This window comes from Polynucleobacter sp. AP-Kaivos-20-H2 (genome assembly GCF_018882215.1).
Lineage (GTDB): Bacteria > Pseudomonadota > Gammaproteobacteria > Burkholderiales > Burkholderiaceae > Polynucleobacter.
Map to the genome: position 1 here is coordinate 755,586 of NZ_JACVOX010000001.1, position 20,231 is coordinate 775,816.

The following is a 20,231-nucleotide window of genomic DNA, read 5'->3' on the forward strand; positions in this document are numbered from 1 at the left end:
TATAGAGTCTGAATGGCGGAGAGGGTGGGATTCGAACCCACGGTAGGTTTGACCCTACGCTTGATTTCGAGTCAAGTACATTCGACCACTCTGCCACCTCTCCGAACCGAGAAATCATTATAGCCAGCGATACATAAAGCCATATAGGCAACGTTGACTTAAAAATGGCTAGCCAAAAGAGATCATCCTCTTTAAAATAGATATACATATACGTATATCTATTTTAAAGAGGTGAAACATGAATATTCAAATTTCAAAGTGGGGTAACAGCCTAGCGCTTAGGATTCCCGCTGCTTTCATCAAAGAAATCCAACTAAAGGATGGGGATAAGGTTGAAGCAACCCTATCTAAGGATGGCTCACTAATTATTAGACCGCAAAAATTAGATCGCAAAGCAATTGCAGCAGATCTTAGAGCATTTAGAGCTACTTTGAAGATGGGTAAATCAGTTATGGATGAAGTTCGCTCAGGGGCGCGCTACTAATGATTTATGTTGATACTAGTATTTTAGTGGCCTTATGCACAATAGAAGAAAAGAGTGGCGCTGTTGATATGTGGCATGAAACCAGTTCCGCAAAAATGATTTCATCTACTTGGGCGTTTACAGAATTTTCTAGTGCACTTAGCCTAAAGGTCAGAACCAATCAATTAAGTGAAAAACAGAGTCGCGAAGCTTGGAAAAAATTTGATAATCTCTGCCAAAACGATATTGAATTAATGCCCATTGAGAGCAAAACGTATTACTCCGCTGGAATTTTAGTTGTTGATAGCAAATCAAATCTCAGGGCTGGTGACGCACTTCATCTTGCCGCCGCAAAGCAATTCAAATCTAAATCTTTGGCAACTCTTGATAAAGTATTAGCAAAAAATGTTGATAGAGTAAAAATTAAAGCCGTTTTAATTTAATTCGGCTTTAATATCTCTAAGCCACCCAAGTAAGATTGTATTGCCTTTGGAATAGCAATACTGCCATCTACTTGCTGCTTATTCTCAAGCAATGCGACCAATGCTCTGCCTACTGCAAGACCTGAACCATTTAAGGTATGCACCAATTCTGGTTTGCCTTGACCTGATTTAAATCTGGCTTGCATCCGTCTTGCCTGGAAATCGCCCATACTGGAGCAGGAGCTAATTTCTCTATAGGCTTTTTGTGAAGGCACCCAAACCTCCAGGTCATAAGTCTTGGTACTACCAAAACCCATATCACCCGTGCAGAGTAATACTTTTCTATATGGCAACTCGAGCAATTCCAGAATACGCTCAGCGTGGCCAGTGAGCTCTTCCAAGGCTTGCATGGAATCTTCTGGCTTAGTGATTTGTACTAACTCAACTTTGTCAAACTGATGCTGACGAATCATCCCTCGGACATCGCGACCATAACTACCGGCTTCTGAACGGAAACATGGTGTGTGAGCCACAAACTTAATTGGTAAGTTATCAGCATTAACGATTTCATCGCGAACTAAATTCGTTACAGGCACTTCTGCAGTTGGGATAAGGTAAAAGTTTTCAGTCTTCGCCTCACCGCCCTCGTCTTCACCATACATTTGACGGGGAACCTTAAAAAGATCTTCTTCAAACTTTGGCAATTGACCAGTACCGCGCATCGAAGCAGCATTCACCATGTAAGGTGCGTAGACCTCTTGATAATGGTGATCTGTAGCATGAGTATCAATCATGAACTGCGCTAAGGCGCGGTGCAATCTGGCAATTGGCCCCTTGAGAACTACAAAGCGTGAACCGCTAATCTTAGCTGCCACCTCAAAGTCCAAACCGAGTGGACCGCCGAGATCAACGTGATCTTTAATCTCAAAATCAAAAATAGGCTCTTCACCCCAACGCTTTACTTCTTTGTTTTCAGTTTCATCTTTACCAGCAGGCACCGATTCATCTGGCAGATTTGGAATGCCCATCAAGAAATCAGAAATCTCTGCCTGCAGCGTACCCAGTCTTGCGGCACCGGACTCCATATCAGCATTAACGCCTGCAACTTCAGCCATTTCGGCAGCAGCATCCTCGCCCTTACCTTTTTTCATGCCAATGGCTTTAGATAATTGATTGCGCTTGGCTTGCAATTCTTCAGTACGGGTTTGCAAAGATTTACGCTCGGATTCTAAGGCATTGAATTTCTCAACGTCGAGTTGGAATTTGCGAGTTGCTAAACGTGCAGCAACTGCGGCGATATCTTTACGGAGTAATTGCGGATCAATCATGTGATGCTCTGTAGATTAAGGGTTCTAGGTTTTAGTTTTTAGTTTTTTACAGGCTCTAGTTTAAGCGCAAGACTTCGGCTCCGGCTGGCGGAGTGAAAGTAAAGCGATTGGCGGGCAAATTAACATTGAGTTGGATCTTATCCAAAGTCACCAGGACCACGCTTCCAAGACCATCGGTTAACTCCAAAGCTTTCGGTAAGCCGTTAGCCATGCCAATCGAGATCTTTGTATAAGGCAGGTCATTTTTAGTCTTGGCATTGGGATCTTTTTTAGGCGTCAAAGCTACCCACTTCATTCCTAAGCGCTCTTCGCCTTCAACCAAGTCAAAATGCTGCTCTAGCGAAGTCTCACCAAACAGAATAGCTGCCGGTGTAGAAGCTAAGGCCTGCCCTGCCGGGCGAAATGTCGCTTGGTTTAAATCTTTATCCCACAAAATCAGCTGTTTGCCATCCGCAATTAACTTTTGCTCGTAAGGCTTTTGGGTGTCCCAGATAAATCTTCCTGGACGCTGAAACACAAAATGACCTTGGGTTTGACGAACAACTTTTAAACCTTTGTCTTGTGATTCATTGACTTTAGGTGTACGTAATTGTTGCTGCACAAAATCCCCTTCAGCAGTTTTAGAGTTCCGTACAAATTGACGCAACTGCTCTGAGCCGCTTTCACTTTGCGAATGAGTAACTCCTGAAAACAGAATGGCTGCTCCAAGCAATACTGCAGATAAGAATCTTTGCAAAATGGCTGCCTACTCTGAAGGGCGATGAAGAATCTCGCGATTACCGCCATTACCCATCTTAGATACAAGTCCTGCTTTTTCCATATCTTCGAGTAGGCGTGCGGCACGGTTGTAACCGATACGCAGGTGACGCTGTACTAGTGAGATCGATGGGCGTTTATTTTCTAGAACTATAGCAACGGCTTGGTCATAAAGAGGATCTGCTTCACCACCTCCCTCGCCAGTCAACGCATCCACATTGGATTCGTCAGCACCTTCAAGAACGCCATCAATGTAGTTGGCTTCGCCCTTCTCTTTGAGCCATTCCACAACGCGATGGACTTCATCATCCGATACGAATGCGCCGTGAACGCGAACCGGTAGGCCGGTACCCGGAGCCATATAGAGCATGTCACCCATACCCAACAATGCTTCCGCGCCCTGCTGATCCAAAATCGTACGACTGTCGATCTTAGAACTGACTTGGAATGAGATGCGGGTTGGTACGTTGGCTTTAATCAAGCCAGTAATAACGTCAACGCTTGGGCGTTGTGTTGCCAAGACTAAATGAATACCTGCAGCACGAGCCTTTTGAGCAATACGGGCAATCAACTCTTCAATCTTCTTACCGGAGACCATCATCAAGTCAGCCAACTCATCAATCACGATGACGATGACTGGTGCTTTATAGATTGGCTCTGGATCATCTGGAGTTAAGCTAAATGGATTGGTGAGCTTCTCGCCTTTCTCTTCAGCTTCCAGAATCTTTTTATTAAAGCCAGCTAGGTTCCGCACACCAAACTTACTCATCAGTTTGTAGCGGCGCTCCATCTCATTTACCGCCCAGTTAAGTGCGTTGTATGCCTGCTTCATGTCGGTTACAACTGGGCACAACAAATGCGGGATCTTGTCGTAGATGGCCATCTCGAGCATCTTCGGATCAATCATGATCAAACGCACTTCATCAGGCTTAGCCTTAAAGAGCAGCGACAGAATCATGGCATTGATACCCACCGATTTACCAGCGCCCGTAGTACCCGCAACCAAGCAGTGAGGCATCTTCGCTAAGTCAGCCACCATTGGGCTTCCAGAGATATCTTTACCTAAGGCTAGAGTCAGTAAGGAATGATTGTCGTTATAAACCTGCGAAGTCAGAATCTCTGACAAGTAAACCGACTGGCGTGTGGGATTTGGTAGCTCCAAAGCCATACAAGTTTTGCCGGGAATGGTTTCTACAACACGCATACTGACAACGCCTAGTGAGCGCGCTAAGTCACGTGAGAGGTTCACAATTTGACTGCCCTTCACACCAATCGCTGGATCAATCTCATAGCGAGTCACTACTGGGCCAGGATAGGCGGCAATCACTTTCACCTGAACATTAAACTCAGCTAACTTGCGTTCGACTAAGCGTGAAGTAAATTCAAGCACGTCAGCAGAGATCGTTTCTTTTGCCTTTGGAACTGGATCAAGCAATGCAAGTGGCGGTAATTCTGAATCAGGAATGTCCACAAACAATGGCTGCTGTTTTTCGCGCTCTACACGAGCACTCTTTGGAATCTCAATGGGAGCACGTACGATTTGCACTGGCGCTGCAACCTCAACGCGTCCGCGGAACTCTTCCACAAACTCTTCACGCTCTTCAGCAGCTGCTTCACCTAACTTACGATCTTCTTCGCTATCGCGACGTTCACGAATGCGTTGATAAGTCACCTCCAAGAAACGCCCTACTTTTTCTGCAACGTCCAGCCAGGAGAAATGCAAGAACAAAGACAGGCCAGCACAAAGACCAAATAGGAGAACCAGAGTGGAGCCGGTAAAACCAAGAGCCATTTGCAATGGGTCACCAATCAGCTCACCCAAAATACCTCCAGGGGGTCTAGGGAGCTCCCAGGACAGTGAATGCATGCGGATGGACTCCAAACCCATACTGCAAAATAGAGTCAGTCCAAAGCCCAACCAACGCATTAGTAAAGAGTCTGGCTTAGCATCCGGATCAGGCGGCAAAGGTATGCTCCAAAGCTCACGCCAGCCATTTAAGACACGGCGCCCAAAGAGAGCAACCCACCAAAAGGCAGAAATACCAAAGATATACAGCATTAAATCCGCTAAATAGGCCCCAAAACGACCCCCCAGATTCTTGGGAGCCTCAAAACTAGCATGGGACCAAGCTGGATCAGCCTTGGAATAGGTCAGCAAAATGGCCAATAAGCCCAGGCACAAGCCCAGAGAGATGAACCAACGAGCCTCCAATAAGAGACGGGGCATCCTGCCCTGCGGGCCATTCTCTGGGGATTGGGAGCTCATTGGAGCCTTGGACTTCGGGTATGCGGTTCTTGCCATGTTCTATCGATTGTAATCAAGCAAATCTATAATTTGAATATGACTACAAATACCCCAAAACACTCCAAAGTTCTGATCCTCGGATCTGGCCCTGCTGGCTATACAGCAGCCGTCTACGCAGCCCGAGCCAATTTAAACCCCACCCTCATCACCGGCCTAGCTCAGGGTGGTCAATTAATGACCACGACTGACGTCGAAAACTGGCCTGCGGACGCCGATGGCGTTCAAGGCCCAGAACTCATGGAGCGTTTTTTAAAGCATGCTGAACGCTTTAATACTGAAATCGTTTTTGACCATATTCATACAGCAGCCCTGAAAGAAAAGCCGATTCGCCTAGTTGGGGATTCCGGAACCTATACCTGCGATGCTTTGATTATTTCCACTGGTGCTTCTGCTCAATACATTGGCTTACCCAGTGAAGAAGCATTCATGGGTCGCGGGGTTTCTGGTTGCGCAACTTGCGATGGCTTCTTCTACCGTAATCAAGATGTTTGTGTAGTCGGTGGTGGCAACACTGCTGTTGAAGAAGCGCTATACCTGACTGGTATTGCTAAAAAAGTAACCGTCATTCATCGTCGCGATAAGTTCCGCGCTGAACCAATTTTGAATGATCGCCTCATGGCAAAAGTTGCTGAAGGCAAAGTGGAACTGAAACTAAACTCCACTCTCGACGAAGTTCTAGGCGATGAAAAAGGCGTTACTGGTGTGCGCATCAAGAAACAAGATGGCAACACTGAGGATTTGGCTGTGACTGGCGCCTTTATTGCCATTGGCCATAAACCGAATACTGAACTCTTTGTTGGTCAGCTCGACATGAACAATGGCTACATCAAGACCCATTCAGGCCTTGAAGGCAATGCCACTGCTACTAATATCCCTGGCGTGTTTGCTGCTGGCGATGTGCAAGACCATATTTACCGTCAAGCGATTACCAGTGCTGGAACAGGCTGTATGGCTGCACTGGATGCGCAGCGTTATTTAGAGACTTTGGAATAAGCTCTCAGTTTTAAATTATTGAAAAAAATGCCTAGCAATGCTAGGCATTTTTGTTAAGAGGGTCCGATCTTGCCTGATCCTCATCTTCTTTTTTATGCAGCTCTATTTCAATATCAGTAGTTGCATCAAGAGCGTTTTTATTTACAAAGCCTTTGGGAAATGTCTCCGGATTATTGGGATCCACAGATATCTTAATCGTAATTTCTCCTTCTGGACATACACTTTGATCGCCAAAAAAATCTTCAGATACATTCGAGTCATTGAGAAAAAATGAGGTCCACAAATTCCTCTTAGTCATAGAGCCCCTTTATAAATAAAATAGTAGTATTGCATTTAATAATTACCCAAATAATTTGTGGACAAACAAAACGCCTAGCAATGCTAGGCGTTTTGTTTGCTGCAGTCTGATTGCTACTGCATTTAATAACTACTCATTACTTAACGAGAGACCATTGGCAAGAGTGGCACGATGAGTAATGCCACGATGTTAATAATCTTAATGAGTGGGTTAACGGCAGGGCCCGCAGTATCTTTGTAGGGGTCGCCAACGGTATCACCCGTCACTGCAGCTTTGTGAGCTTCAGAACCTTTACCGCCGAAGTGACCTTCTTCGATATATTTCTTCGCATTATCCCAAGCACCACCACCCGTACACATCGAGATCGCTACAAATAAGCCAGTCACGATAGTTCCCATGAGTAAGCCACCCAATGCTGCAGGTCCTAATAAGAGACCAACAACAACTGGGGCAACTACTGGCAAGAGGGAAGGAACGATCATTTCCTTAATAGCAGCAGAAGTCAGCATATCTACAGCTTTGCCGTACTCTGGCTTGGCAGTGCCTTCCATAATTCCAGGGATATCGCGGAACTGACGGCGCACCTCTTCTACCACCGCACCAGCGCAACGACCTACCGCTTCCATCGCCATCGCACCAAACAAGTAAGGAATCATGCCGCCAATAAAGAGGCCAATGATGACCATGTGATTGGACAAGTCAAAAGACACTTGTTGACCCATACCCTCTAAAGCATGGGTGTAGTCAGCAAAGAGTACGAGCGATGCCAAACCAGCTGAACCAATTGCATAGCCTTTAGTAACTGCCTTAGTAGTGTTGCCAACTGCATCCAATGGATCAGTAATATCGCGAACAGATTGTGGCAAGCCTGCCATCTCAGCAATACCACCGGCGTTATCGGTAATTGGACCATATGCATCAAGTGCCACCACAATGCCTGCCATGGACAACATGGCTGTTGCAGCAATCGCAATGCCATACAAACCAGCCAACCAATACGCCGCAAAAATCGCTGCACAAACAAAGAGCACTGGGTAAGCAGTTGACTTCATCGAAATACCTAAGCCAGCAATGATGTTGGTGCCGTGACCTTTGGTTGAGGCTTCAGCAATATGTTGCACTGGCTTGAACTGGGTACCGGTGTAGTACTCGGTAATCCATACCAAACCTGCTGTCAGTAATAAGCCCACGACGGTTGATCCAAACAAGCGCCATTGGCTACCAAGAATACCTAGCGCATCGTCCGGCATGATGAAGTTGGTTACGAAGTAGAAAGCAATCAGTGACAAACCACCAGCAATGATCAGGCCCTTATACAAAGCAGGCATCACATTTTTCATACCAGGTGTTGCCTTGACAAATGAGCAACCAATGATGGAGGCGATGATAGAAACGCCGCCCAGCACTAATGGATAAATAATCGCAGCCACTGGTGCGCTAGAAACCATTAATGATCCCAGCACCATGGTTGCAATCAGCGTAACCGCGTAAGTTTCAAATAAATCTGCTGCCATACCTGCGCAGTCGCCAACGTTGTCGCCAACGTTATCAGCAATCACCGCAGGATTGCGTGGATCATCTTCTGGAATCCCAGCCTCAACCTTACCCACCAAGTCAGCGCCAACGTCTGCACCCTTAGTAAAGATGCCGCCACCTAAACGAGCAAAGATCGAAATCAAGGAAGAACCAAATGCCAAACCAATTAGGGGATGTAATACGGAAGAAAGATCTTGTCCAGCGCCAATCGATACAAGGAACATAAAGAAGAGACCAACACCCAAGAGACCCAATCCAACTACCAACATGCCGGTAATGGCACCACCTTTGAATGCCACATTAAGCGCTTCGTTCATACCCTTGGTAGCCGCTTCCGCTGTCCGCACGTTTGCGCGTACTGAGACATTCATACCAATAAAGCCGCAAGCACCAGAAAGCACAGCACCAATGACAAAGCCAATCGCGGTCGCAAAATCAAGGAAGAGCGCCATGAGAATGGCCAGAACCACCCCAACAACGGCAATCGTTTTATATTGGCGTGACAAATACGCTGCCGCCCCCTGCTGAATCGCCTCAGCAATTTCTTGCATTTTGGCATTGCCCGTACTTTGCTTCAAAATCCAGCCGCGCATCACAAAACCGTAAATCACGGCCAGGACACCGCATGCCAAGGCAAAATACAAGCCTAAAGTGACATTACTCATGCTTGAACTCCCTAAAGTTAATCATTTGTTAATCTTTATTTTTTTGTATAACCGCACTTAGGTAGACCTGGTTTCCGAAAGCTTTAAACTATGGTCTTTAAGCTGTATCAGTATGTAACAGAATCACCCCTGCTCACCCTTGAAAGGATCAGGGTATTTACTAATCATTATTCGGAGTATTTATGAGTCTCGACAAAGTTAAGCCAGGTAAAAAGATCCCTGAAAGCTTCAACGTCATTATTGAAATCCCAATGAACGCTGATCCAGTGAAGTATGAAGTGGATAAAGAGTCTGGCGCAATTTTCGTTGACCGTTTTATGGGTACTGCAATGCACTACCCATGTAACTACGGATACATCAATAAAACGATTGCCGGTGATGGCGACCCTGTTGATGTTCTCGTAATTACTCCATTCCCACTCATTCCAGGTGTTGTTGTTAGCTGCCGCGCAATTGGCGTATTGCAAATGGAAGATGAAGGCGGTGAAGATGCTAAGTTACTGGCCGTTCCAGAAGACAAAATTTTGCCTATCTATACACACTGGCAAAAACCAGAAGATATGAACCCATTGCGCTTGAATCAAATTCAACACTTCTTCGAGCACTACAAAGATCTCGAACAAGGTAAATGGGTAAAAGTGAGAGGTTGGGGTGGTGTTGCTGATGCTCATAAAGAAATTCTTGAAGGCATCGAGCGCTACAACAAAGAGAGCAAGTAATTTTTTTATTGAAAAGGCTTTGTGATTCGGAGTGAGCACGCAGAAAATTGCCTTAGCCCAAATCAACCCATTACTGGGTGATTTGGCTGGCAACGCGCAACTCATTCACAAAGCCGCTCTAGATGCCTACTCGCAAGGCGCCAAACTCGTAGTCACCCCTGAGCTTTCGCTCACCGGCTATCCCCCAGAAGACTTACTCCTCCGCCCTGCTTTTATTGAAGCGGCGAAATTAGAGCTCGAGCTCTTAATGAAAGAGTTAGCTCAGTACTCCGATCTGATAGTCATCGTCGGCCACCCCAAACTATCATCCGTAGGTTTGCAAAACTACGCATCTGTTTTACAAAACGGCAAAGTCATTGCGGGCTACGCAAAACAAGAATTACCTAACCATGAAGTATTTGACGAAGTTCGTTACTTCGTACCTGGTAATCAAGCTTGTGTTTTTGAATGCGAAGGTGTTCGCTATGGATTGATCTTGTGTGAAGACGCTTGGCACGCAGGTCCCGCCAAACAATCTCATGCTGCTGGCGCACAAGTATTGTTGGTCCCCAACGCCTCTCCTTACCACCTGCAAAAAGAAGCCTTGCGCATTGAAGTGCTCCGTGGGCATATTGCACAAACCAAAATACCACTAGCTTACGTCAACGCTGTTGGCGGTCAGGATGAATTGGTTTTTGATGGCGGCTCATTTGCATTAAATAGTGATGGCAAAGTCGTGATGGCCATGCCTCAGTTTGAAACCGGCCTAGGTCTTGTTACCGTGACAGCAACTGGCGAGCTAGAAAAAGGTCTGATCACCCCACCCCAATCTGTTGAGGCTCAGGCTTATCAAGCGCTGGTTTTGGGTGTACGTGACTATGTCACTAAAAATCGCTTCCCTGGCGTGATTATTGGCCTATCTGGCGGCGTAGATTCAGCCTTGGTATTGGCAATTGCTGTGGATGCCTTAGGTGCTGCTAAGGTACGCACCGTCATGATGGCCTCTCGCTATACCGCCGATATCTCTTGGATTGATGCACGGGAGATGGCCCAGAACTTAGGCGTGCAATACGACGAGATTCCGATTAGCGGACCAGTAGATGCTTTAGAGGCTTCTCTAGCCGAGCAATTTGCCGGTTTAAAAGTAGATGCTACCGAAGAGAATATTCAGGCACGCGTGCGTGGCACTCTGCTGATGGCTCTATCTAATAAAACAGGTCGACTTGTTTTGACTACCGGCAACAAGAGCGAAATGGCAGTAGGCTACTGCACACTCTATGGCGATATGGCGGGTGGCTTTGCAGTCATTAAAGATATCGCTAAGACTTTGGTGTATCGCTTATGCGCCTATCGTAATAGTATTGCGCCAGTCATTCCGGAGCGAATTCTGACCCGCGCACCTTCGGCAGAGTTACGTCCAGACCAAAAAGATCAGGATAACCTGCCCTCTTATGAAGTGCTGGATGGCATTGTTGAGCTCTATATGGAGCAAAACCAATCAATTGCCCAAATCATTGCTGCAGGCTTTGATGCTGAGAGCGTAGAAAAAGTGACTCGCTTGATCAAGCTTAATGAATATAAGCGTCGCCAAGCCCCGCCGGGGGTTCGCGTAACCACTCGCGCCTTTGGCCGCGATTGGCGCTACCCCATTACCTCCCAATTTAGAGCCTAGAACGCTCAGCGGGTCGGTTTTTGGTATTTCAGAACAGATCTAGGTATGATTAGTGCATTAGGGGGAACACATGAAATTAATTACATCCATCATTAAGCCGTTCAAACTCGATGAAGTTCGTGAGTCATTGGCGGAAGTCGGCGTTACAGGTCTGACCGTTACCGAAGTTAAGGGCTTTGGCCGTCAAAAAGGCCATACTGAACTCTATCGTGGCGCTGAATATGTAGTCGACTTTTTGCCTAAAGTAAAAGTGGAAGCCGTGGTTTCTGATGACCGTGTTGAAGCAGCTATTGAGGCAATCACTAAAGCTGCACGTACCGGCAAGATTGGTGACGGCAAAATTTTCGTGACTGCAGTAGAGCAAGTGATTCGTATTCGTACTGGTGAAACCGATAACGCTGCAGTTTAATTCAACGAATTAAACCTGCGAACCTCTCAGGCCATCAACGTAGCTGAGAGTCAGTAGAGGTTGGAGGAGCTGGAGGCTGAATAATTTCAGCCGGCTCCAAAATGATTGTCTTGCTACTAGTGTTACTAATGCGAACCTTCGCGCCCTGGTAATACAAATCCACTTGTTTTAAACCGCCAGTAAGCACCTTCAATGGCGGCTTGCCATTAACACTCGCACCAACTCCTGGCTCTAGAGTTTTATTTTGGGTCTTTCCGTTAGCATCCACTACACACACTGTTTGGGCGGTCCTTGATTGCAGATAAACCATATTACCCGCTTTTTTAGGGGCTTCAGGCCTGAAATTGAGCGCGGATGCATCTTCAGGCGGGCATTCCGCCGTAACCGCTACTGGAGTTGGCTCTGGTGCTGATGCTGGAGCTGGCTTAGTTTCTGTCACAGGCTCTACTGGCGCATTTGCTGGCGTAGGCTCTTGTGCTACTTCTTGAATAACCACCACTTTCTCTTTAACCGGTTCAGGAAAAAATAGGGGGCGCAAGTTCACTACAGAGAAAATCACGGCCGCGCCAATTGCCAACAGTAAGAATAATTTCTTTTTAGGATTTGCAGAAGCCGCTGACTTCACTCGATAGTCAACAACACTGTCTGGAATTTTATTAACGTTACTCTTCTGAGGTTTTTGTTTTGCAGTCGCTGCTGGTGCAGTTTCTTTTTCTTCTTTGGCGCTCTCAGTCTTTGCCTTATTTTCTTCCGCAGAAGCTTTTGTCTCCCCCTGCAATTTCTCCTCAACATCACTCGCTTTAACAGGTTGCGCGACACCAGAAAAAACAAATGCCTCTTCAGGTGCGAGCTTAAGTAAGCCAGCTACTTTTTTTGCTGCTGTGAATTTCACTTGATCACCGTAGAAAGAGCTGGTCTCACCATTTTCAATCTGCTCAATTTGGCGAACAGAAAGGCAAGCCATTCCCGAAAGATCTTTCGTGCTGAGGTCAAGGCTTTCTCTGGCCTTAGTAAATGCCTCTTTGCGAATCTCGGGAAGTTTGACCGGTTTATTCACTGCGCAGCAACGATCTCATGTGGAATTAATAAGGTGATAATAATACCAAACTGGAGTAATGGTGATTAGCCACAAAGCTAGTGATTTAATGGGTGATTATCAAGGTTAGATTCAAGGTACTTCCTCACCAACTCCTGAAGAGAATCAGCATGCATTTTGTCCATCACCCGAGCCTTGTGCACCTTAATGGTGGCATCAGTGGTTCCTAGTTTTACGGCAATATCCTTGTTTAGGAGACCCTTAATAAGCCATCCACATACCTCACGCTCTCTAGGAGTGAGGCTTTCGTAGTCCTTCTTAGCTTCAACATCCAGAGAAACGCGCTTCAACTGACGGCTATCAAAGTCAATTGCGTCTGCCACGGCCTTTAGTAGCTCCTCTAAATTAAATGGCTTGAATAAGAAATCTAGTGCGCCCCGCTTAAGGCCTTGAACGATTTGATGGGGATGACTTTGACCGCTCACAAATACGATAGGAGTCTTGCGACCTAACTTCTGGAGTTTTTCTTGTAAATCAAGGCCGGTCATATCCGGCATCTGCATATCTAACAAGATGACAGCTGGAGATACCGGAACTGATTTCTCCAAGAAAACGGTGGCAGATGCATAGTCATCGACGAGATAACCTAATTCACGCAACATTCTCGAGAGGGAAACGCGCATGGATTCATCGTCGTCAATTAGGTATATATGGCCGACTTTAGTCATTGAATTCAAAGGAAAAAGTGATTGATGACTTAATGTACTGCAGCCTCTTTTACTAAGCTATTAGCTCCTTAGCTAATATTTAGATCTAAATCAATGATTTCATTGGCATTTTCATACTGCAGTGCAACATTTGTAGCAATTAATATGAGCTCATCGATCTAGAGCACCCTTAACCCATCTCACGGCACAATAGAGCCTTTCGACACAAACCTTTTCTGGAGTAATAAGCATGAAACGCCTTAATGAACGCTCGCGCATGGTCACCGAAGGGGTCGCTCGCGCACCTAATCGTTCGATGTATTACGCAATGGGTTACGAAGAAAAGGATTTCGTAAAGCCGATGGTTGGCGTTGCGAACGGCCACTCCACTATTACCCCCTGTAATAGTGGTTTACAAAAATTAGCCGATGCTGCTGTTGAAGCTCTAGAAGCAGCCGGTGCAAAAGCACAAGTATTCGGTACACCAACTGTTTCCGATGGCATCGGCATGGGCACTGAGGGCATGAAGTACTCCCTCGTCTCACGTGAAGTGATTGCTGATAGCATTGAAGTGTGTGTAAATGGTCTTTGGCAAGATGGTGTTGTCGTCATTGGTGGTTGCGATAAAAACATGCCAGGCGGCATGATGGCCTTAGCCCGCACTAATGTGCCCGGCATCTATGTCTATGGCGGCACGATTAAACCAGGCCATTACAAGGGCAAGGAACTCAATATTGTTTCTGCATTTGAGGCAGTTGGTGAATTTACTTCCGGTCGATTGAGTGAAGAAGATTTAAAGGGTGTTGAACAGCATGCCTGTCCAGGTAGCGGCTCTTGTGGCGGCATGTACACCGCAAACACCATGAGCTCCTCATTTGAGGCTTTGGGCATGAGCTTGCCCTACTCCTCTACGATGGCGAACGTTGATGCTGAAAAAGTAGCGAGTGCTGCCGAATCAGCGCGCGTACTGGTTGAAGCAGTCAAAAATAACTTGCGTCCCCGTGACATCATCACCAAGAAGTCCATTGAGAACGCTGTCAGTGTGATCATGGCAGTTGGTGGATCCACAAATGCAGTATTGCATTTCTTGGCCATCACCAGCGCAGCTGAAATCGACTGGACGATTGATGACTTTGAGCGTATTCGTAAACGCGTTCCTGTGATCGTGGATATGAAACCATCTGGTACTTATCTTGCAACTGACTTGCATCAAGCCGGCGGCATTCCACAAGTAATGAAGATTTTGCTTGATGGCGGATTGCTCCACGGTGACTGCATGACCATTACCGGCAAGACAATCGCTGAAGTACTAAAAGATGTTCCGTCAGTACCGCGCGCTGATCAAAAAGTGATTCGCACCTTAGATAATCCTTTGTACAAACAAGGTCACTTGGCAATCTTGAAGGGCAATATTTCTCCAGAGGGTTGTGTCGCCAAGATTACTGGCCTTAAGAATCCTTCGATCACTGGTCCAGCTCGTGTGTTTGATTCTGAAGACGACGCCATGGCAGCCATCATGGCGCAGAAGATCAAGGATGGTGACATTGTTGTGATTCGTTATGAAGGTCCTAAAGGCGGCCCAGGGATGCGTGAGATGCTTGCACCAACCTCTGCTCTTGTTGGACAAGGTCTAGGTGAGTCTGTAGGCCTCATCACTGATGGCCGCTTCTCTGGTGGCACCTGGGGTATGGTTGTGGGTCACGTAGCTCCTGAAGCCTACGTAGGTGGCACGATTGCCCTCATTCATGAAGGCGACTCGGTAACGATTGACGCCCATCAACTACTGATTCAATTGAACGTTGATGAAGCAGAAATTGCGAAGCGTCGCGCAGCTTGGGTGCAACCTAAGCCACGCTATACGCGCGGCCTACTGGCTAAATATGCTCGCCTTGCAAGCACTGCAAGTAAAGGCGCGGTAACTGACTTGAACTTGGGGGACTAAGTTAATAAAGTAAGAGCCTTAAAAGAAAAAGCCCCTAGGTAAAACTAGGGGCTTTTTTTATTACATCTACCAATCAATCTAATGACTTAGTGCTTCATGGCTCCAGCACCCATTGCATTGACTGGCATCTTCACTTCGACATCACCTGCTTTAGCAAACTTTAGCTTTACAGGGACTGTTTCACCTGCAGCTAATGGAGCTTTAATGTTGATAAACATTAAGTGCAAGCCGCCAGGCTTTAATTCAACAGCACCACCCGCTGGCACAGCAATATCTTTTACCTGACGCATCTTCATGACATTGCCCTCCATTGCCATCTCGTGGAGCTGCACTTCACCTGCAACAGGTGAGCTAGCCGAGATCAATTGATCGGCAGCGCCCTTATTTTCAATCTTCATAAAGCCGCCGGCTACCTGCTGGCCAGGAACTGTAGCACGGGTATAGGCATCTTCAATCTTGATAGCGTTAGTAGTGACAGTTTTGGAAACGTTTTGTGCCCATGCCGATCCTACTAAAGCCATTCCTGCAGCAGTACATATTGTTAATAATAATTTTGTCTTCATATCTCTATTCTCCCGGTAATTGAAAAGCGATTCATTTAATTATGGTTTAACTATCAAAGCTTTTTGTAATTGCTGAAAGTCTACTAAGCCTGTTTTTCTGGTAGCTTTGCCATTTTTATCGATCACTATGGTTGTCGGTGTTTCACCATGCCATTTAGGATCGATTTCATAGCGCAGGCGCTCATCAAAAGGCGCTGCGACATAATAATTATTGGCCTTATCTAGATTTGCTTTGCTCAACATTTTTTTCATCGACTCAATTGAGACATCATCAACCTGAATAAAAACTACTTTAGCACTTGGATTGTTTTTAATAAAAAGACCCCACTGCGGCATCTCTTTAACGCAGGATGGACAAGTCACGCCCCAAAAATTAATAGCCAGAGGTCCACTATTTGCAGCTTTGATGATGGATTTCCAATCTCCCGCCTGATAAGGCTTCAGAGAAACCGGGTCGGCAAAGGCAAGTCCAGTCATTGATAAGGCGAAAATAAAAATAAGCCAATATCTTCTCATTGCTTTTGTCCAATATTGATAAGTTGGTATCCATCATTACGCGTAAGCCAGGATAAAAATACTTGATTCCCTTGAGCTAGCAACAAAGGATGGTCACTATACCCTGCTGTACTAGATAGTATTTTCGGGGCTGCCCAAGTTCTTCCATCATCGCTAGATTCTTTTAAATATACGGAAGATTGCACACCATCAAATTCCTTCCATACCAACCAAACTTGCTGGCCCAATGCCAATAGATATGGCCTGGATACATTGGCACTTTCAGAGCCTACGCGACTAGGCTTGGTATAGCTAGCCCCTTGGTTGCTAGAGTTTGCATAAAACACTCCAGAGCGCTTACTGCCTTGGGTATACCAAGCCACATGGAATGTGCCGTCATTTGATACCGCTATGGATGGCCCATGATGCGGGCAAGCATCCGTTTTCCAGTTGTCATCAGCCACCTTACGGATTGGTCCAGCACCTGAAGCTGAAATCACTTGACTTGCTTGATCCCGAATGCCTCCAGGAAATATTGCCCTGTACGCTAGCACCGGATTACCTTTTGGATCAAGGCTGCCACCAATGCGACAGCACTCACAACTACTCTCATTAGCAAAGCGCTCTGCCTGGAAGTTTTTGCCGCCATCCTGAGAAAAAGAATAGGCAATTGAGCCGCCAAGACGATTTTGTCCACCCTGCTTCGCTGCAGAAACTAAACGCTTATCGATCCAAGCGATAAAAATATCGCCATCTGACTTGATCAGAACCGATGGAAAACGCTGACTGGAGCTGTCATTGACCAAGGACTCTGGTTTGGTGAATGTCTTAGCCCCATCGGTCGATCTAGCAGTATTAATTTGCGCATTCCAGTTAGCATCTTTGAAAAATGCATATGCCAAAAAGACATTCCCTTGTTTATCAGCAACAATTTGTGGACGTGCATCAGCGCCAGCATCTAATGATTTGCCGTGCTCAGCAATTTTGACTGCTGGTGAGAATGTTTTTCCTAAATCAGAAGATTGCGCAACAGCAACTACGCCATTTGCCGTCCATGCCAATAATAGCTTTCCATCCTGCGTAAAAAATGGGGTTGCAGCATTGGCGCACTCCAAACCAGCGCCCTGACAGGTATTGCCAGGCTTTGTGCTAACCATAGACGAATGATCCATTTGCATTTGCGCCTGCGCAGGAAAGCTCAGCGCCCCCAATAGAAGCGCTCCGAGCAATAAGAATCGATTAAAAGAGTATGGGATCAGATTCATGATTAGAAGATGATACGTGCACCTACAGTAATGCTCTGTGGTTGCCCAGCGATATAACTTCCTTGACTAGTTCCCGTACCGTAAGTGATATAGCTTCGATTGAACATATTGATCACACTGGCAAATACCGAGGCTTCTGGCGTTAATTGATGGTTCACCTTTAAACCAACAACCGCATAGGAAGGAACTGGTAAGGTATGCGCGCCATCCAACCAAGAATTACCAATATAACGAACATTGGCTGTCAGACTAGTCTTTGGAAGCGGCATATAGGTCACTCCTGCATAACCCATGTTTTGTGGCACACCACCAACCTGAGATCCGATTGGATTTAAGGATGCATTAACCCCCGAACCAATCCAAGTAAGGATGGTGTTCGTATGGGTGTATGTACCATCAACAGCCCACTGAGCATTGAGATCATGATGTGCCTGTACCTCAAGTCCACGACTTTGAAGATTCTGATTATTGCCATACAAACTAAATGTTTGGCCATTAGCTCCGGTACAAACTGAGATTGGACAACCTGCAGCAGCAGCTTGCGCCTGAGAAACATTGGGTGCATAAACTGCGTTTTTTACATTCGCATTAAAGCCCGTGATCTGCACAAAGCCTGCATTCCAACGATAGTCAGTCCCTAGTTCATAACCAGTCATGTTCTCGGGGCTCAGCAATGGATTGGCCAGGCTAACGCTCGTTGAATTTCCATAAGTACGAAGCGTGTTGTTCAAACCAGGCGCATGGAAACCCTGATAGGCCGCACCCCTAAAGTCCCACTCCTTAGTGGCCTGTAATAACAAGCCCAGATTAGGGCTGAACTTATATGCATTTTGATTAGGGACATTGGTGTAATTTTGAACACCATTTGCACCTGCGATCCAATAGGTTGGAGTCTGACTTTGCCATTGATCCTCTCGAAGCGAGAGAGTGGCTTGCAATGGGATGGTATCTGTTTTGGCCTTCATTTGCGCCATCACACCATAAAACTGTTGCTGACCTTTTGCGTAATCAGAAGAGGTAACCACTCCATTTACATATCCAGCAGCAGAGCTAAAGGAATTCGTTAAATTCTGTGCAGCTACCTGTCTTCCATCAACACTTACTACTACCTGATTAATGGTTTGATCCTTTAAGTCATGGGTATATTGCGCAGATGCCCCCAGCGTTGAATAAGGATCGTTATAGTTGGCACTAATATAGGCTGGTGTTGCACCGCTATTACTGACATTTTGCTGCCAGAGAGTGGTGTTTTCGTAAAAAGCATTCACCTGAACCTTTTGCGCTGCGCTCAAACGCGTAGTTGCTCCTCCAGAAAAAGTAGTTTCTTGAGTTGTCTTGGTAGCAAAGTTATATCCACCAGTTGGTAGATTTTGCATATTGTGGGAACCAAGATTAAAAAATGCATCCGTATCAGGACTTAATTTCAAGGCTCCTTGAAGTCGGTAATTTGCACTGTTAGCGCTTTCAGGACCCATCCCAGGCAATAGTGGTGCAGACTGTCCCGCTTTATTCTTCGCTGGATAGACTGTTGCCGGAGAAATAGTGGGCTGGTTAATATAACCATCCGTATTAAAGTAGTCCGCAGACACTCGCAGCTTTAATATGTCATTTACTGCCACTTCTTTTGAAGCAGCCACATTACTTGTATTGTATGAACCATAACTGGCAGACACTTCGCCTTTGTTATCGTTAATGGGCTTGGTAGTGATGTTGATTAAACCACCCATGCCATAGTTGCCATAAAGATTGGAGACGCCACCGCGAACCAGTTCTACATCCTGCACCGCTGAGAGCGGGACCAGATTCCATTGAATGGTTCCATACATAGCGTCATTTGCAGGCAGCCCATCAATCAATGCCAGAGTCCGCGCAGCCCCAAGACCGCGGACATTCAAACTCTGACCGGTGGGGTCTTTTTCATAATACGGTTGATCATTTAAAAATACACTTGCTTGATTCTTTAAGACCTGGTCAACCGTCATTTCCGGGGCGTTTTGAATATCTTCATTCGTCAAAATAGAAGTATTTTGAGTCATGTCCTTTAACTCGGTACCAGAGCGAGTAGCACTAACAACCACATCACCTATTTTTTGACCGTAGTCGGGTGGCGGGGCAATTTGGGCTTGCGCACTGATTAGCGCTAACCCAAATAGCACGCCTACGCATGCGCTGATTTTCTTTTGCTTAAATAACACTTATTGCTCCACTGACTAATACGACAACGTAATATTTTTTCGTTGTCCACTACATAGCTAGGCTATGCCCTAATTTTGATTAGGTTTGTGCTGGTGGAGCTGCGGAAGGTGGAGTTACCCAAACAGCAAGCGGCTTGGGGGATTGATAGAAAAGCTGAGGCAGCAGAGCTAAAGTCTGCGGAGCTTCAAACCTGAGATTAGTGTTGAATGCCGGAGTGATAACGCTCTGCGCTACACAATACGGGCAAGGCTTCATTTGATTGGCAACGTCTTGCCCGTCATCTTGAACATCGATTTGCATCTTGCTGCCATCGACAGAACAAATCTCCATTGCAAAACCTTCGCCATGCTTGGCCATGGAAACTGCTTGAGATGCAGCTGGCGCAAGCGCGCTCATTGCAATTGCCAAGGCAGCAATCCAGTGAACGAAGCGGTTTTTGGAGGAATTCATGATGGGGGGGATTATATCTGACTTTCCCCTAC

At 46.1% G+C, this 20,231-nt stretch carries 19 protein-coding genes and 1 tRNA gene; 7 read left to right on the top strand and 13 right to left on the bottom strand.

The features are described from left to right. Positions 1-13 precede the first annotated feature (13 nt). A tRNA-Ser gene (locus ICE89_RS03850) sits at positions 14-103 on the bottom strand. Between the two features lie 135 nt (positions 104-238). Between ICE89_RS03850 and ICE89_RS03855 the strand changes: the two genes are divergently transcribed. Both ICE89_RS03855 and ICE89_RS03860 read left to right on the top strand, forming a co-directional pair. Continuing rightward, on the top strand, positions 239-484 hold the full coding sequence (locus ICE89_RS03855; RefSeq protein WP_072583827.1) for an AbrB/MazE/SpoVT family DNA-binding domain-containing protein: 246 nt from the start codon (positions 239-241) through the stop codon (positions 482-484). Next, a complete protein-coding gene (locus ICE89_RS03860) occupies positions 484-906 on the top strand; it encodes a type II toxin-antitoxin system VapC family toxin (protein ID WP_216264906.1) in 423 nt (140 codons plus the stop codon). Before ICE89_RS03855 ends, ICE89_RS03860 begins: the two co-directional genes overlap by 1 nt. Here the strand turns inward: ICE89_RS03860 and serS are convergent. From serS to ICE89_RS03875, 3 genes are read right to left on the bottom strand one after another with little or no spacing between them, the layout of a single operon-like run. Beyond that, positions 903-2,213 (bottom strand): serine--tRNA ligase, encoded by a 1,311-nt coding sequence (serS, locus tag ICE89_RS03865; protein ID WP_216264907.1) that lies wholly within the window; start codon positions 2,211-2,213, stop codon positions 903-905. The genes ICE89_RS03860 and serS overlap by 4 nt on opposite strands. Before the next feature lie 55 nt (positions 2,214-2,268). Further along, positions 2,269-2,949, bottom strand: a complete 681-nt coding sequence (locus ICE89_RS03870; RefSeq protein ID WP_216264908.1) for an outer membrane lipoprotein carrier protein LolA — start codon at positions 2,947-2,949, stop codon at positions 2,269-2,271. Between the two features lie 9 nt (positions 2,950-2,958). Beyond that, positions 2,959-5,271, bottom strand: a complete 2,313-nt coding sequence (locus ICE89_RS03875; protein WP_216264909.1) for a DNA translocase FtsK — start codon at positions 5,269-5,271, stop codon at positions 2,959-2,961. 39 nt (positions 5,272-5,310) lie between these two features. Here ICE89_RS03875 and trxB point away from each other — a divergent pair, with 39 nt between their 5' ends. After that, positions 5,311-6,267: a thioredoxin-disulfide reductase gene (gene trxB / locus ICE89_RS03880; RefSeq protein WP_216264910.1), complete on the top strand. Its 957-nt coding sequence runs from the start codon at positions 5,311-5,313 to the stop codon at positions 6,265-6,267. A gap of 40 nt (positions 6,268-6,307) precedes the next feature. On the opposite strand, the gene ICE89_RS03885 is transcribed toward trxB, so the two are convergent. Both ICE89_RS03885 and ICE89_RS03890 read right to left on the bottom strand, forming a co-directional pair. Then, the gene (locus tag ICE89_RS03885; RefSeq protein WP_216264911.1) at positions 6,308-6,565 is read right to left on the bottom strand and encodes a hypothetical protein; all 258 of its coding nucleotides are present in this window, start codon (positions 6,563-6,565) and stop codon (positions 6,308-6,310) included. Between the two features lie 140 nt (positions 6,566-6,705). Beyond that, entirely contained in the window at positions 6,706-8,766 is a 2,061-nt protein-coding gene (locus tag ICE89_RS03890) for a sodium-translocating pyrophosphatase (protein WP_216264912.1), read from the bottom strand. A 182-nt stretch (positions 8,767-8,948) separates the two neighbouring features. Between ICE89_RS03890 and ppa the strand changes: the two genes are divergently transcribed. The 3 genes from ppa to ICE89_RS03905 all read left to right on the top strand — a co-directional run bounded on the left by ppa (position 8,949) and on the right by ICE89_RS03905 (position 11,545). Continuing rightward, on the top strand, positions 8,949-9,485 hold the full coding sequence (gene ppa, locus ICE89_RS03895) for an inorganic diphosphatase (protein WP_216264913.1): 537 nt from the start codon (positions 8,949-8,951) through the stop codon (positions 9,483-9,485). Between the two features lie 31 nt (positions 9,486-9,516). Then, positions 9,517-11,136: an NAD+ synthase gene (locus ICE89_RS03900; protein WP_216264914.1), complete on the top strand. Its 1,620-nt coding sequence runs from the start codon at positions 9,517-9,519 to the stop codon at positions 11,134-11,136. 70 nt (positions 11,137-11,206) lie between these two features. Next, positions 11,207-11,545, top strand: coding sequence for a P-II family nitrogen regulator (locus ICE89_RS03905; RefSeq protein WP_072583818.1), 339 nt, complete (start codon positions 11,207-11,209; stop codon positions 11,543-11,545). 34 nt (positions 11,546-11,579) lie between these two features. On the opposite strand, the gene ICE89_RS03910 is transcribed toward ICE89_RS03905, so the two are convergent. Together ICE89_RS03910 and ICE89_RS03915 are read right to left on the bottom strand one after the other, a co-directional pair. After that, positions 11,580-12,602 (bottom strand): helix-turn-helix domain-containing protein, encoded by a 1,023-nt coding sequence (locus ICE89_RS03910; RefSeq protein ID WP_216264915.1) that lies wholly within the window; start codon positions 12,600-12,602, stop codon positions 11,580-11,582. 77 nt (positions 12,603-12,679) lie between these two features. Continuing rightward, entirely contained in the window at positions 12,680-13,309 is a 630-nt protein-coding gene (locus ICE89_RS03915) for a response regulator transcription factor (protein WP_216264916.1), read from the bottom strand. Between the two features lie 229 nt (positions 13,310-13,538). Between ICE89_RS03915 and ilvD the strand changes: the two genes are divergently transcribed. Next, positions 13,539-15,230: a dihydroxy-acid dehydratase gene (gene ilvD / locus ICE89_RS03920; RefSeq protein ID WP_215320294.1), complete on the top strand. Its 1,692-nt coding sequence runs from the start codon at positions 13,539-13,541 to the stop codon at positions 15,228-15,230. Positions 15,231-15,316: 86 nt separating this feature from the next. On the opposite strand, the gene ICE89_RS03925 is transcribed toward ilvD, so the two are convergent. The 5 genes from ICE89_RS03925 to ICE89_RS03945 form a co-directional block, all read right to left on the bottom strand. Further along, entirely contained in the window at positions 15,317-15,793 is a 477-nt protein-coding gene (locus ICE89_RS03925; protein WP_216264917.1) for a copper chaperone PCu(A)C, read from the bottom strand. Between the two features lie 39 nt (positions 15,794-15,832). Next, the gene (locus ICE89_RS03930) at positions 15,833-16,309 is read right to left on the bottom strand and encodes a thioredoxin-like domain-containing protein (protein ID WP_216264918.1); all 477 of its coding nucleotides are present in this window, start codon (positions 16,307-16,309) and stop codon (positions 15,833-15,835) included. Continuing rightward, positions 16,306-17,553 (bottom strand): sialidase family protein, encoded by a 1,248-nt coding sequence (locus ICE89_RS03935; protein ID WP_216264919.1) that lies wholly within the window; start codon positions 17,551-17,553, stop codon positions 16,306-16,308. Before ICE89_RS03935 ends, ICE89_RS03930 begins: the two co-directional genes overlap by 4 nt. A 2-nt stretch (positions 17,554-17,555) precedes the next feature. Next, entirely contained in the window at positions 17,556-19,748 is a 2,193-nt protein-coding gene (locus ICE89_RS03940; protein WP_216264920.1) for a TonB-dependent receptor, read from the bottom strand. A 79-nt stretch (positions 19,749-19,827) separates the two neighbouring features. After that, a complete protein-coding gene (locus ICE89_RS03945) occupies positions 19,828-20,199 on the bottom strand; it encodes a DUF2946 domain-containing protein (protein ID WP_216264921.1) in 372 nt (123 codons plus the stop codon). Positions 20,200-20,231: the final 32 nt, after the last annotated feature.

Excerpts from the sequence above, each read along its gene's own strand:
- ICE89_RS03875 (WP_216264909.1), bottom strand. The coding sequence starts at position 5,271 with ATGGCAAGAACCGCATACCCGAAGTCCAAGGCTCCAATGAGCTCCCAA.
- ppa (WP_216264913.1), top strand. The coding sequence starts at position 8,949 with ATGAGTCTCGACAAAGTTAAGCCAGGTAAAAAGATCCCTGAAAGCTTC.
- ICE89_RS03935 (WP_216264919.1), bottom strand. The coding sequence starts at position 17,553 with ATGAATCTGATCCCATACTCTTTTAATCGATTCTTATTGCTCGGAGCG.
- ICE89_RS03925 (WP_216264917.1), bottom strand. The coding sequence starts at position 15,793 with ATGAAGACAAAATTATTATTAACAATATGTACTGCTGCAGGAATGGCT.
- ilvD (WP_215320294.1), top strand. The coding sequence starts at position 13,539 with ATGAAACGCCTTAATGAACGCTCGCGCATGGTCACCGAAGGGGTCGCT.
- ICE89_RS03945 (WP_216264921.1), bottom strand. The coding sequence starts at position 20,199 with ATGAATTCCTCCAAAAACCGCTTCGTTCACTGGATTGCTGCCTTGGCA.
- ICE89_RS03905 (WP_072583818.1), top strand. The coding sequence starts at position 11,207 with ATGAAATTAATTACATCCATCATTAAGCCGTTCAAACTCGATGAAGTT.
- ICE89_RS03915 (WP_216264916.1), bottom strand. The coding sequence starts at position 13,309 with ATGACTAAAGTCGGCCATATATACCTAATTGACGACGATGAATCCATG.
- ICE89_RS03885 (WP_216264911.1), bottom strand. The coding sequence starts at position 6,565 with ATGACTAAGAGGAATTTGTGGACCTCATTTTTTCTCAATGACTCGAAT.
- ICE89_RS03860 (WP_216264906.1), top strand. The coding sequence starts at position 484 with ATGATTTATGTTGATACTAGTATTTTAGTGGCCTTATGCACAATAGAA.
- ICE89_RS03930 (WP_216264918.1), bottom strand. The coding sequence starts at position 16,309 with ATGAGAAGATATTGGCTTATTTTTATTTTCGCCTTATCAATGACTGGA.
- ICE89_RS03890 (WP_216264912.1), bottom strand. The coding sequence starts at position 8,766 with ATGAGTAATGTCACTTTAGGCTTGTATTTTGCCTTGGCATGCGGTGTC.
- serS (WP_216264907.1), bottom strand. The coding sequence starts at position 2,213 with ATGATTGATCCGCAATTACTCCGTAAAGATATCGCCGCAGTTGCTGCA.
- trxB (WP_216264910.1), top strand. The coding sequence starts at position 5,311 with ATGACTACAAATACCCCAAAACACTCCAAAGTTCTGATCCTCGGATCT.
- ICE89_RS03855 (WP_072583827.1), top strand. The coding sequence starts at position 239 with ATGAATATTCAAATTTCAAAGTGGGGTAACAGCCTAGCGCTTAGGATT.